Source organism: Actinomyces urogenitalis DSM 15434 (assembly GCF_000159035.1).
GTDB classification, from domain to species: Bacteria; Actinomycetota; Actinomycetes; order Actinomycetales; family Actinomycetaceae; genus Actinomyces; species Actinomyces urogenitalis.
This window is the reverse complement of the sequence record NZ_DS999574.1, coordinates 441,003-453,797: the sequence shown is the minus strand read 5'-3', so window position 1 is coordinate 453,797 and position 12,795 is coordinate 441,003. Positions and strand designations below refer to the sequence as shown.

Sequence of the window (12,795 nt, the reverse complement as noted above, 5' to 3'; positions counted from 1 at the left end):
CGCGGGTGCGCGCTCGGGGCCGCGCAGCATCGCCGTCGGCCACCGCGAGGTGACCCACCCCTCAGTGCCTTGATTTCCCATGCCGGCTCTGGGGTCGATATAGTTTCCGCTGCACACGGGGTGTGGCGCAGTTTGGTAGCGCGCTTCGTTCGGGACGAAGAGGTCGTGGGTTCAAATCCCGCCACCCCGACGAGAAGCCCGGAATCTCAACACGTTGAGGTTCCGGGCTTAAGTTTTTCCGTCGCCTGGGGCCTGCAGCCGTCCGCACCCGCCTGGCTGCCCCCGCTTGCCCCCCAAATCCATCGCTTTAGGCCCTCAACAGTCGAACCCCATCCCCGCCACAACCAAACCGACTGTTCCCCACCTCAACCGACGGAGGTAGGCGGTAAGCGCCGCGGCTCGCCGGGAGCCAGCCCGGGCGGTTCCTCCCGTTAGACTTATTGCCTGATGAGTACGACGCCGACACCCAGGGGCTCCTTGGCACGTCGCCTCTGGACTTCCCCCGAGATCAGCCTCACCCTCGGTTCCACGATCTTGTTCGCCCTGTGGACCTGGCTCACCCTCTCCGGGCGCCTGACCTGGCTCGACCGGCTCCTGCGCCCGCCCTTCCTGCCCCCGCGATCGGTCCGCGGGCAGGTGGCCGAAGCCTTCTCCCTGCTCACCCACCCGGTCTTCACCCTCATCCTCATCGCCGCGGTCGCAGTCTTCTCCTACAAGGCCCGCATGCGCCGCCTGTCCCTGGCGCTGGCCGTAGCCGCCGCCGGACTGCCCGCCCAGGCGGTCCTGGCCTTCATGATCGACCGGCCGCGCCCCCACACCGCCTTCGCGGACTCCATCTCCCACTTTGGCGGGGCCTACCCGGCCAGCCACGTCACGGCCATGACGATCCTGGCGTGGGTACTGGTCACCCTGACCCGCGCCCACCGCCGCTCCACCTCGATCGTCGCCCGCTGGGCCGGCGTGGGTGTGGCCGCCGTCGTCCTCACCGCCGTGGCCCAGTGGACGATGGCCCTGATCCACATCTCCGACGCCGTCGGCGCCGTCCTGCTGGGTGTGGCGGTAGCCAACCTGGCACTGACGATCGGCGGCATGACCACGATCCTGTCCGGCTGGGCCCACCTGGGCCTGCCCGAGGGCAGCGCGGACAAGCGGGCAGCCGTCATCCTCAACCCCACCAAGTTCGATGACCTGTCCTTGCTACGACGCCGGGTCGAGGCCGAGGTCTTGGCCGCCGGCTGGCACCCCACGACCTGGCTGGAGACGACGCCGGAGGACCCTGGGCACGAGGCCGCACGCCGAGCGCTGGAGGCCGGGGTGGACCTCGTCATGGTGGCCGGCGGGGACGGCACCGTACGCGCCGTCTCCTCCGAGCTTGCCGGAACCGACACGCCCATGGCGCTCCTGCCCTCTGGCACCGGCAACCTGCTCGCCCGCAACCTTGGAGTCCCGCTGGACACCGACGCCGCACTGCGCCTGGCGCTCAACGGCCGCAGCCAGGCGATCGACGTCGTCCACGCCGTCAGCGACGCCGGCCAGGAGCGCTTCGTCGTCATGGCGGGCATGGGCCTGGACGCCCAGATCATGGAGGACACGAGCGACGATCTCAAGAAGGTCATCCGCTCCGGCGCCTACGCCGTGGCCGCCGTGCAGAACGCCGTGCCCGATCCCTTCACCATCACGGTCACCGTGGACGACGCCGAGCCGGTCGAGCACCAGGCCGTCATGGCCCTGCTCGGCAACGTCGGCACGATCACCGGCGGCATGACGCTCTTCCACGACGCCTCCCCCACCGACGCCCAGGTCGACCTGCTCATCGCCAGCCCGGACAAGGCCACTGACTGGGCCAAGCTCGGCGCCCAGGTCCTCACCGGCCGGGACATGTCCGGCTTCCCAACCACCAGCGGACACCACATCCTCATCGAGGCCGAGCGGGAGATCCCCTTCGAGCTCGACGGCGACACCGCCGGGAGCACCAGGCGCCTGGAGGTGGAGGTCGAGGCGGGGGCCCTACACGTCGTCGTCCCCTGACGCCCTGGACGCCGGCCGGCGCAATCCCCTCCGGTGACGCGACCAAGGACCTACACTGACCGGGCTGCCACCCCTCTGCCTGCAGGAGCCTGAATCGATGACCAACCTGGCCACGACACTGCGTTCGAGCGCCACGATCGCCCTGGGGCGTGGCGCACGCCTGGCCGCCCGTCTGCGCGGCGGTGGCTCAGGAGGGACGGCACTGCCGGGCCTGGTCGTCGAGCGCACCGACCCTGCCTTCCTGGGCCGGATGCTGGCCCAGCTGCCTCGCGGCGTCGTCGTGGTCTCGGGGACCAACGGCAAGACGACGACGACGAAGATGATCGTCCAGCTCCTACAGTCTCAGGGTCTGAAGGTCCTGACCAACAGGACCGGCTCCAACTTCATCCGTGGCGTGCTCGCCTCCCTGCTCACCGAGGTCGACTGGCGCGGGCGCGTGGACGCTGATATCGCCGTCCTCGAGCTCGACGAGGCCCACGCGGTGCGCTTCATCCAGCACGTACGCCCCCAGGCCACGCTCCTGCTCAACGTCATGCGCGACCAGCTCGACCGCTTCGGGGAGGTCGACTACACCGCCTCCCTCCTCCACCAGGTCGCTCAGGCCACCACCGGGGTGGTTGTCGTCAACCAGGACGACCCCCGTCTGGTCTCCCCCGACTTCCTTGACACGCTCTCGGCCCGCACCGCCTCCTTCGGCATCGGCCCCGCGCTGCGCTCGGTCTTCCTGTCCGACGACGAGCTCCACACCGCGCGCACGAGCCAGCCGACCGCCGCGCGACCGGGTGAGGCCGTCCCAGGGCCGATGAGCCCATCACACCCCACCGTCCTGCTGGAGAAGCTGCACGGGCAGGAGGTCACGCTCCAGGTACGGGGCGTGCGGCGCCGGGTCTCGATGACGATCCGCGGCGTGCACAACCAGCTCAATGCCTGCGCCGCCCTGGCCCTCACCCTGGAGATCCTCGGCCCCAAGGCAGATGTCTCCTCCGTCCTGGACGAGCTCAGCCGCGTCGAGCCCGCCTTCGGGCGTGGCGAGGTGGTGGAGCTGGACGGGCGCGAGGTCGAGCTGTCCCTGGTGAAGAACCCCGCCGGCTTCCGCATGGGACTGCTCACCGCCGCACAGGCCGAGGCCGAGACGGGCCCCGAGACCCTCATGGTCGCGATCAACGACGAGTACGCCGACGGCCGGGACATGTCCTGGCTGTGGGACGTGGAGTTCGCCGGCCTGCGTGAGGAGGGGGTCGCCGTCGTCACCGGCGTGCGCGCCTGGGACATGGCGCTGCGCCTGCGCTATGACGAGGTGCCGGTGGGTGCGGTGGAACCGGACCTGGCCAAGGCGCTTGAGGTGCTGCGCGCTGCCTCACGTCGCGACGGGCGCCGGATGCGTATCTTCACCAGCTACACCGCGATGCTGGCTCTGCGCCACCACCTGGGCGAGCTGACCGAGGTCGAGGAGGTCATGAAGTGACGCCCCCTATCATCTACCGCCACACCACCGACTCCGCCGCACGCGGACACATCCGCCTGCTCCAGCTCTACCCCCACGACATGAATATCTACGGCGACTGGGGGAACACGCTCGTCCTGGCCCGCCGCGCGCAGTGGCAGGGCTACGACGTCGAGCTGCTGACCTATGACCCCGGCGACGAGCTGCCCGAGGACGTCCACCTCGTGGTCGGAGGCGGCGGGCAGGACTCAGGCCAGGCCCGGATCAAGGACGACCTCGCCCAGCGCGCCGGCGAGCTGCGCGCCTGGGCCACCGACGGCGTCCCGATGCTCGTCATCTGCGGCCTCTACCAGCTCTTCGGACACCGCTTCGTCACCTCCTCGGGCACCGAGATCCCAGGGGTGTCGATCCTGGACGCGCAGACGGTCGCCGGCCCCAAGCGCCTCATCGGCAACATCACCCTGGACACCGAGGAGTTCGGGACGGTGGTCGGCTACGAGAACCACTCGGGGCTCACCACGCTGGGCCCGGCGGCACGCCCCTTCGGCACGGTGCGCAGCGGTGACGGCAACAACGGCTCTGACGGCCTGGAGGGCGGGCGCATCCACCACGTCATCGGTACCTACCTGCACGGCTCCTTGCTTCCCAAGAACCCGGCGGTGGCCGACTGGCTGCTGGCGCGCGCCGTCGAGCACGCCGGAGGGACCTGGGAGCCCGGGCCCTTCAACGACCCGGTCGAGGCGTGGGCAGCGCAGGCCCGCAGGGTCGCTGCGTCCCGACCACGCTGAGTCAAGAGGCCACGAACGGGAGGATCTCGTGCCAACTCCGGACTTCATCGTGTCCCTGCGTGCCAAGATCGGGCACGACCAGTTGTGGCTGCCCGGCGTGAGCGTGGTCGTCACCGACCCGGAAGGACGCGTCCTGCTGGGCAGGCGCTCGGACACGGGGCTGTGGGCCGTGGTCTCCGGCATCCCCGAACCCGGCGAGCAGCCGGCCGTCGCCGCCTTGCGCGAGTGTGAGGAGGAGACCGGCGTCGTCCCCGAGATCCTGGGCGTCATCGCCGTTGAGGCGGAGAAGCCCTCTCAGTTCCCCAACGGCGACCGCTGCGTGTTCATGTCGATCGACTTCGTCGCGCGGGTCGATGCCGCTGGCGCCGCGGCCAGCCGCGTGGGGGACGAGGAGTCGACGGCGGTGGGCTGGTTTGACCCTGGCTGCCTGCCCGAGCCGATCGCGGACTCCGCACGGCGTCGGATCGCGGCCGCGCAGGCCTGGCTGGCCAACCCGGCAGCCGGCGCGCATTTCCACCTGTGAGGCCCGTGCCGCGCCGGTGTGCGTGAACCCGCTCTCAGCACCCTCTCCAGAGGACTCTTGTCCTTTATGGACGAGTGTTATAAGGCTAACCTTGGTCGGCGACGCGGGGGTACCGTAGCCCACGTCCCGACAGAAGGACCCTGAGATGAGCACCACCACCACGGAGCCGACGCCCCTGTCGCTCCTGCGACGCGGCCAGCGAGGCCGCGTCACCGCCGTCACCGAGGAGCGAGGTTCCCAGCTCGCCCGGCGACTGGTTGACCTCGGCCTGGAACCCGGCCGCGAGGTCCTCGTGGGCCGCCGGGCTCCGCTCGGGGACCCCACCACCTACACGGTCGCCGACTACTGCCTCAGCCTGCGCCGTCGCGAGGCCGCTCTGGTCATGGTGGAGGTGCTCGCATGAGTGCCCCGGCTGCCTCGACCACCTCCTGTCACGACGACGGCGCCACCTGCCACTGCGGGGCCGCCTCGGACCACGTCCACACCGGCGCGGACCGCATCGCCCTGACCGGCTCACCCAACGCCGGCAAGACCTCCATCTACAACGCCCTGACGGGCCTGCGCGCCAAGACCGGCAACTACCCCGGCGTCACGGTGGCCCGCGCCGTCGGTACCTGCCAGCTCACCGCCCGCGAGGCCGGGATGACGGGTGAAGAGGCTCCGCGTCGGGTCCCGGTGACGATCGAGGACCTGCCCGGCGCCTACTCCCTGGAGCCCATCAGCCCAGACGAGCAGGTCGTGCTCGACGTGCTCACCGGTCACCTGGGCAAGCAGGAGGCACCGGACGCGCTCGTCGTCGTCATCGACGCCACCACCCTGTCCCGCTCCCTGGGGTTGGCTGCCCAGGCCCTCGCCCTCGGCCTGCCCACCTGCCTGGCCGTCACCATGACCGACGAGCTGACCCGCCGCGGCGGGCGCCTCGACGTCGAGGCGCTTGGCCGCGCCATCGGCGTGCCTGCCGTGCGCGTCATCGGCAACCGCTCAGTGGGCATCGCCCAGCTGCGCGAGGCGATCGGTTCGTGGCGCAGCTGGGAGCGCGTGCCCTTCGCCCCGCCGACCAGCGGGGCAGAGCGGCTGAGCTGGAGCGAGTCCGTGCTGGAGGCGGCTGACTACATCCCACCCAGCGAGGACCGACGCACCGCGGCGGTCGACCGGGTCCTGCTGCACCCGGTGTGGGGCACGCTCGTGTTCCTCACGGTCATGTACCTCTTCTTCCAGGCGATCTTCACCTGGGCCGCCCCCTTCCAGGACGCGATCGAGTCCAGCTTCGGCTGGCTGGGGACGCAGGTCCACACCTGGCTCGACGCCCCGGCACCGATACTGGCCGGGCTGCTGGGAGACGGCATCATCGGCGGCGTGGGCGGGGTCCTCACCTTCATCCCGCAGATCGTCATCATGTTCACCCTCATCGCCCTCATGGAGGGCGTGGGGTACATGGCACGAGCCGCCTTCCTCATGGACCGGGTCATGGCCTCGGCAGGGCTGGAGGGACGCGCCTTCGTAGCACTGCTGTCCTCCTTCGCCTGCGCAATTCCCGGTGTCATGGCCACACGTACCCTGCCCAGCGCCAAGGACCGCCTGGCCACGATGCTGGCCGCCCCGATGATGACCTGCTCGGCGCGGCTGCCGGTCTACATCATCATGATCTCCCTGCTCGTGGGTCCCGAGGACCGCATCGGTCCCTTCGGGGCACGCGGGACGATCATGTTCATCCTCTACCTGGCCGGGGCGGTGGCCGCGATGACGGCGGCCTGGGTGGTCAAGAAGCTCACCGACCGCGGCGGGGTACTGCTGCCCTTCTACATGGAGATGCCTCCCTACCGCCTCCCGCGCGCCCGGACGGTCGGCGTCATGGTCTGGGACGCGGCCAAGGGCTTTGTCAAGAAGGCGGGAACGATCATCCTGACGGCCACCATCATCATCTGGGTGCTGCTCAACGTTCCGCTGCGCTCGGAGGCCGAGTTCGACTCCTACTGCACTGCCTCCGCCGAGTGCTCTGCGGTGGCCCAGGCGGTGGAGTCCCCGGCCTCCTCCACGGTGGTGGGTGAGGACGGCGAGGTAGTCACGGACGCTGAGGAGCTGTCCACGCTCTACGACGCCCAGCGCACCAGCTACGTCATGGACCACTCCTGGGGCGCCGCCGTCGGCCGCTTCGTGGAGCCGGTCTTCGAGCCGCTGGGTTTTGAGTGGCGAGTCAACGTCGCTGTGCTCTCCTCGCTGGCGGCGCGCGAGACCTTCGTGGCCACGCTCGGTCAGATCGGTGCGGCCTCGGACCCAGAGGCGCCTACCGCGCAGCTTGAGGCCATGACCTACCAGCGGGACACGCTCACCAACTCGGCTGGCGAGCAGGTCTTCAACCCCGCCACGATCGCCGCGATCCTTGCCTTCTTCGTCTTCGCCATGCAGTGCATGGCCACGGCGGGCACGATCCGGCGTGAGACAGGAACCTGGAAGTGGGCGGCGATCGCCTACGGCTACCTGTTCGCACTTGCTTGGGTAGCCGGGGCGCTAGTGCACGCCCTCGTCGCCGCGCTCATGTGACGCCGGTTCCCGCAGTCACCGTCACGCAGCAAGGAGCAGCTAGCCGTGCCCGTGGTCCCTACCCACCCGGTGACGACGCCGGACCCTGCGGTCCTGCGCTGGGTGGTGCCTGACGGTCTGCTCCCCTTCACCGGGTCGGTGGCCCGCGCCCCGCGCATGCTCCAGGCGCTGCTCGACGACGGCGTCCTGGCCGGCCTCGAGGTGGTGCCCGGCGCGGTGCTCACTCTCCTAGCCCCTGGGCGCATCTGGAGCGAGGCAGGGTCGGCTGTACGGTCGGCGCTCGTTGACGCGCTGGGGATCCCCGGCTCGTGGGAGGCTGCGCCCGGCGCCGTCGGGGTCGGACCGGACGAGGTGCTGGAGGCAGCCGCCCGAGAGATCGCGGAGGGACCGGTCGGCCAGATCGCACGTGCCCACGGTGGCAGCTTCACGGTCCAGCGCGTCGCGGACGGCGTCGTCAAGGTCGCGCTGGAGGGCGCGTGCCAGGACTGCCCGGCCGCCGTCGTCACCATGCACGCACGCTTCGAGCACCTGCTGCGCCGCCGCTGCCCGTGGCTGGTGAGCGTGCGCGAGGCGTGCTGACCCCAGCCGCGATAGCACCTCAGAACACAGGACGGCCCCTGCACCACACGGACAAGGTCGTACCAGGGTTCCTGGTCGTCCGCGTGAGGCCGGGGCCGTCCCGCTGGGAGGGTGAGCCTGGGGCTCAGGAGCGAGGCTGACGCTCGGCCCACTCGGCCGGGCTCACGCGCACGCCGGTGTAGAAGGGCGTGTCCTCGCGCACGTGCAGGCGCGCCTCGGTGTAGCGCTGGTGGTGGATGACACCCTCCAGGCGGTCGAGGGTGTCCGCCTCGAAGCCGAGGATCCACTCGTAGTCGCTCAGGCCCATCGTGGACAGGGTGGAGCCCTTGACGTCGGGGTACTTGGAGAAGCCGTTGCGCCCGTGGTCCTTCATGATCCGTGCCCGCTCCTCAGCCGGCAGGAGATACCAGTCGTAGGACCGCACGAAGGGGTAGACCATGAGCCAGTCACGCGGCACCACGCCACCGAAGCAGGCGGGGATGTGCATGCGGTTGAACTCGGCAGGGGTGTGCAGGCCCATGCAGGACCACACGGGCTCCAGGTAGCGCCCCAGCGCGCTGGCGCGCAGGCGGTGGTTGGCGTCCTGCAGCTTCTCGGGGTCGTCGTCGAGCCACCACACGAGCAGGTCGGCGTCAGAGCGGAAGCCGGAGACGTCGTACCAGCCGCGGGTGGTCACCTCGGACTGGTCGACGTAGTACTGCGACTCCCCGACCAGGCGGCGACGCGTGTCCTCCAGCGGCGGCAGCGGCTGGGTGAGGCGGAAGACCGCGTAGAGGGCGTAGTGGTTCTTATTGTTGACCTCGTCGACGTCGATGTGCCGGGCGTCGCGCGGGTCGTGCTGGTAGTGGCCGTGGGACTCGGAGCCTCCGGCGGTCGCGGCCGGGGTGGTCTGGTCAGTCATGGTGGACTCCCTCGTTGGTGGTGGGGCTGGTGGTTGGTCTGGGTGGACGGTGGCGGGCTCAGTCCTGCCCGTGCGGGCCTCCGGGGCGGGCGTGGGGACGACGCCGCACCCCGGGGCGGCAGCAGACGTCCGGGCAGACAGTGTGGAAGGGCCCGGTGCCGGTGGTCGAGTCCGGCTCTACCTCCTCACCACGGGCGACGGCGGCCCGCTCCACAAGGATATCGGCCAGCGAGGAGATGAAGGCCGGGTGCGTGCCCGCGGTCGCCGCCCGGACGTAGGGCAGATGGAGGCGCTCGGCGGTCTCGCGGGCCTCGGTGTCCAGGTCGAAGACGACCTCCATGTGGTCCGCCACGAAGCCAATCGGCGCGACGACGACGCCCGCGGGCACCGCCACCGCTGTCCCGTCGGTCAGGCGCCCGGCTGCCAGGGCCTCCAGGTGGTCGTTGACATCCGGCTCCAGCCAGCGGGCCTGGGGCGGGCCCGAGCGCGAGCAGTAGACCAGGTCCGTCTGCGGGTCCTCTGCCATTCCTAGGCGCTCTCGCACCTGCGGCAGGAGAACCTCGGCAAGGCGCCGGTGCTGCTCGACGTAGGAGATCTCGGTGGACAGGTCCGGCGCCACGCCCGGCTCAGCCACGGCTGGGCTCACGCCCGCTGCCCGCTCCGCGGCATGCGGGCTGGAGTCCTCCTCCATGCCGAGCGGCACCGAGTGGGTGACCAGCACGAGACGGACCCCTGCGGCGTCTACCCCCCGGTCCTCAAGCTGGCGGTAGGCGTCAACGATCGCGTCGACGTTAGCCTCCAGCATGCCGGGGGTGTTGTAGAAGGGACGGGTCTTGTCCACCGCGAGCTCAACCGGCGCGCCTCCGGCTCCACCAACCCGAGCAGCGGCGTCAACCTCCCAGCCCTGGCCGGTCTCGCCGTCGGCTCCTGCGGCCAGGAGGGCGAGCGCAGCGGCCGTGTCCTCGCGGTACTGGCGGCAGCCGGAGTAGGAGCCGTAGGCGGAGGTGGTCATCGTCAGCACGTGGCGTGCACCGGCGTCGGCCAGCGAGCGCATGGCCTCGGAGACGAAGGGATGCCAGTTGCGGTTGCCGATGGCCACAGGCACGCGCGAGCCGCGCCGGGCGAGCTCAGCACGCAGGGCCTCCAGCATCTCGGCGTTGCGCGCGTTGATCGGCGAGACGCCCTCGAAGCGCCCGTAGTGCCCGGAGACCTCCAGGAGGCGGGAGTCAGGCACGCCGCGTCCGGCCGTGGCGTTGCGCATGAAGGGCAGGACGTCGTCGGGGCCCATGGGGCCGCCGTAGGACAGGATGAGGACCGCGTCGTAGGGAGCCAGCGGGTCGGGCGACGCCGGCGCGCTCGCCTGCCGTCCTGCGCTCGCGGCGGTGTGGGTGGGGGCGGTCGACTCAGGCATAGGACCTCTCCATCTGGGTGGGGTGGTGCCAGGCAGAGGCACCCTCGGTGACGTGGACCGGGCAGGTGGCCGGGGCCTGGGTGCCGGCGAGCAGGGCGCTGGTGACCTCGGGGCCCAGCAGCATCGGCAACGCCGCCAGGTACTCCTCATCCCGGCCCGCCTCGCCAGCCTGCCGGGCGGCGACGCTGGGGTGGTGGAGCAGCCGGGCGGCCAGGCGACGCAGCGCGCGTGCGGCGTCGTCGGCCTCAACCATGCCGTCACGCACGCGCAGGCGAGCGACCTCGCGCTCAACCATCTCCTCCACATGCGTGCGCAGCTCGGTGATGACCGGGTCCATGCGGCGCCCACCAGCCAGGCGGGTGAAGGCGGCCACCTCCTCCTCCACGATCGCACGGGCGGCCTCCACCTGCGCGGCCTCGGCCTCGGGCACGGCCCGCTGGACGCTGGGGAGGTCGATGAGCAGCACACCCGGCAGGCTGCCCACCGCTTCCTCGACGTCACGCGTGAGCGCCAGGTCAAGGATGACGAGCGGACGCTCAGGCGGCTCGGCAGGCGAGCGAGGGTCCTCGTGGCGGTCCAGAAGGGCCGGTTCGGTGGGCTGACGCAGCCGGGCAGCCGGCTCGACCAGCTCACGGGTGAGCACCGGGGCGCCGAGCCCACGGCAGGTGACCACGAGATCGGCCAGCTCCAGGGCGGCTGGCAGTGTCTCCTCAGTGACGACACGCAGGTGGTGACCGTCAGCAAAGGCGCGGGCGCGGTCGGAGCGGGAGTAGACCTCCAGGTCGGACACGCCTCGCTCACGCAGCGCGGTGACGGTGGCCCCAGCGTAGGCCCCGGTGCCCACCAGCAGGACCCGGGCCCCCTCCAGGGCCGGGAGCTGGCGTGCCGCCAGGTCCAGGCCGACGGCAACGACGCTGCGGCCATTGCCGCTCAGCCCAGTGGAGCAGGCCAGGCGCCGGGAGGTGGTGGAGGCGTGCTCGACGGCGCGAGCCAGCGGCCCGGTGAGCGTGCCGTCCTCATGGGCCAGGATCATGGCGCGGCGCAGCTGGCCGGCGATCTCGCGCTCACCGACCACCATGGACTCCAGGCCTGCGGCGGTGGCAAAGAGCTGGGCGACGGCGTCCACGCCGTGCCACGAGCGCAGCGTGAGAGCGTCCAGCCCGGCACGCTCGGCCAGGAAGGAGGCGACGACGGCGCTCAGCCAGTCATCTGCCTCGTGGCCCATGGCCTGGGAAGGCGCGGGCGCGTCCAGCAGGATGGCCAGGCGGTTGCAGGTTCCCAGGACGACGACGCCCTCGACCCCAGGCACAGCGGCCTGAAGGTCTGGACCCAGGTGCGCCACAACGCCACCCAGTCGGGCGACGAGGTCAAGCCCGTGGGTTCGATGATCAGCAGACAGAAGATGAAGCACAGCAGGGTGTATTGAAGCATCTGGACAAAGAACAGGCACAATGGGAGCAGACATCACCAGGAAATATGCGGACAAGGCGTCATTTTCCGTGACCCACACGGCGTCAGCATCCACGTTTTCCCTCAGATGACGCCGTTTTTCTCCGTCTCTTAGATGACATCAGCCTAGATTGGACACGTCGATGGTTTTCCTCCCGGAATATCACGCGAAGTCATCTTCCGTCGTTTTAAGGACTATTCCGTGAGTACCTCTGCACACAATTCCCACGGCCCGGCTCCCTCCCTCCTGCAGGCGCTGGGCGGCTACCAGCCAGGGCGCACACCGGTGTGGTTCATGCGTCAGGCAGGCCGCTCACTGCCCGAGTACCGCGCGATGCGCGCCGAGGTCGGCCTGGAGATGCTGGAGGTCTGTCTGCGCCCCGAGCTCGCAGCCGAGGCGACCCTGCAGCCGGTACGCCGTCACGGCGTAGACGCAGCGGTCTTCTTCTCCGACATCATGGTGCCGCTGCGCCTGGCCGGGGTCGGGGTACGGATCGAGCCGGGCGTGGGGCCCGTCATCGACCGGCCCGTGCGCACGCGCCAGGACGTGGAGGAGCTCGTCTCGCACCACTACGGCGAGGATGAGCACGCAGCCGGGGTGGACGCGGTGTCCCAGGGCGTGCGCGCCGTCGTCGCCGAGCTGGGCACGCCCGAGCAGGCTGGCCCCGCCCAGCCGCTCAGCCCCCGCGGTCGGCGGCTGAGCGAGCGAGAAGTGGCGGGACTCGCCCACTCGCGTGGCAAGAGCGGCTGGACCCCGGTCATCGGCTTCGGTGGGGCCCCCTTCACCCTGGCCGCCTACCTGGTGGAGGGGCGCCCCTCGCGTGACCATCTGGCGGCCCGCACGCTCATGCACGCTGACCCCGAGGCGTGGCACGCCCTCATGACCTGGTGCGCCGAGGTCACCGGCCAGTTCATCGCGACCCAGGTCGAGGCCGGCGCCTCAGCCGCCCAGCTCTTCGACTCCTGGGCCGGCTCCTTGGCACCCGCGGACTACCGCCGCGCCGTCGCCCCCTACTCGGCGCAGGCGCTGGAGCGCGCCGGCCAGGCCGTCTCCTCCGCCACCGGCTCCAGCGTGCCGCTTATCCACTTCGGCACCGGCACCGCGCGGATCCTGACTGAGATGCGCCGGGC

The 12,795-nt window shown here is 70.6% G+C and carries 11 protein-coding genes and 1 tRNA gene; 9 read left to right on the top strand and 3 right to left on the bottom strand.

Going from position 1 to position 12,795, the window contains the following annotated elements; genetic code table 11:
• Positions 1-116: 116 nt before the first annotated feature.
• The 8 genes from HMPREF0058_RS01940 to HMPREF0058_RS01905 all read left to right on the top strand — a co-directional run bounded on the left by HMPREF0058_RS01940 (position 117) and on the right by HMPREF0058_RS01905 (position 7,903).
• A tRNA-Pro gene (locus tag HMPREF0058_RS01940) sits at positions 117-190 on the top strand.
• 257 nt (positions 191-447) lie between these two features.
• On the top strand, positions 448-2,028 hold the full coding sequence (locus HMPREF0058_RS01935; protein ID WP_006547976.1) for a diacylglycerol/lipid kinase family protein: 1,581 nt from the start codon (positions 448-450) through the stop codon (positions 2,026-2,028).
• A gap of 97 nt (positions 2,029-2,125) precedes the next feature.
• Positions 2,126-3,493, top strand: a complete 1,368-nt coding sequence (locus tag HMPREF0058_RS01930; protein WP_006547975.1) for a Mur ligase family protein — start codon at positions 2,126-2,128, stop codon at positions 3,491-3,493.
• Positions 3,490-4,260: a type 1 glutamine amidotransferase gene (locus tag HMPREF0058_RS01925; RefSeq protein ID WP_006547974.1), complete on the top strand. Its 771-nt coding sequence runs from the start codon at positions 3,490-3,492 to the stop codon at positions 4,258-4,260. The genes HMPREF0058_RS01930 and HMPREF0058_RS01925 overlap by 4 nt, the downstream gene beginning before the upstream one ends.
• 28 nt (positions 4,261-4,288) lie before the next feature.
• Positions 4,289-4,783, top strand: a complete 495-nt coding sequence (locus HMPREF0058_RS01920; RefSeq protein ID WP_006547973.1) for an NUDIX hydrolase — start codon at positions 4,289-4,291, stop codon at positions 4,781-4,783.
• Positions 4,784-4,928: 145 nt separating this feature from the next.
• Positions 4,929-5,186, top strand: coding sequence for a FeoA family protein (locus HMPREF0058_RS01915; RefSeq protein WP_006547972.1), 258 nt, complete (start codon positions 4,929-4,931; stop codon positions 5,184-5,186).
• Complete coding sequence (feoB, locus tag HMPREF0058_RS01910) at positions 5,183-7,324, top strand: ferrous iron transporter B (RefSeq protein ID WP_006547971.1); 2,142 nt, start codon at positions 5,183-5,185, stop codon at positions 7,322-7,324. Before HMPREF0058_RS01915 ends, feoB begins: the two co-directional genes overlap by 4 nt.
• A 45-nt stretch (positions 7,325-7,369) precedes the next feature.
• Positions 7,370-7,903 (top strand): NifU family protein, encoded by a 534-nt coding sequence (locus HMPREF0058_RS01905; RefSeq protein WP_006547970.1) that lies wholly within the window; start codon positions 7,370-7,372, stop codon positions 7,901-7,903.
• A gap of 124 nt (positions 7,904-8,027) precedes the next feature.
• Here the strand turns inward: HMPREF0058_RS01905 and hemQ are convergent, their stop codons facing one another.
• From hemQ to HMPREF0058_RS01890, 3 genes are read right to left on the bottom strand one after another with little or no spacing between them, the layout of a single operon-like run.
• Positions 8,028-8,804 (bottom strand): hydrogen peroxide-dependent heme synthase, encoded by a 777-nt coding sequence (gene hemQ / locus HMPREF0058_RS01900; protein WP_006547969.1) that lies wholly within the window; start codon positions 8,802-8,804, stop codon positions 8,028-8,030.
• A gap of 58 nt (positions 8,805-8,862) precedes the next feature.
• On the bottom strand, positions 8,863-10,215 hold the full coding sequence (locus HMPREF0058_RS01895) for a ferrochelatase (RefSeq protein ID WP_006547968.1): 1,353 nt from the start codon (positions 10,213-10,215) through the stop codon (positions 8,863-8,865).
• Complete coding sequence (locus tag HMPREF0058_RS01890; protein WP_081449135.1) at positions 10,208-11,680, bottom strand: glutamyl-tRNA reductase; 1,473 nt, start codon at positions 11,678-11,680, stop codon at positions 10,208-10,210. The genes HMPREF0058_RS01895 and HMPREF0058_RS01890 overlap by 8 nt, the downstream gene beginning before the upstream one ends.
• A gap of 186 nt (positions 11,681-11,866) precedes the next feature.
• Here HMPREF0058_RS01890 and HMPREF0058_RS11630 point away from each other — a divergent pair.
• Positions 11,867-12,795 (top strand): uroporphyrinogen decarboxylase family protein (locus HMPREF0058_RS11630; RefSeq protein ID WP_050765655.1); only part of this gene is annotated, 929 nt, incomplete at its 3' end.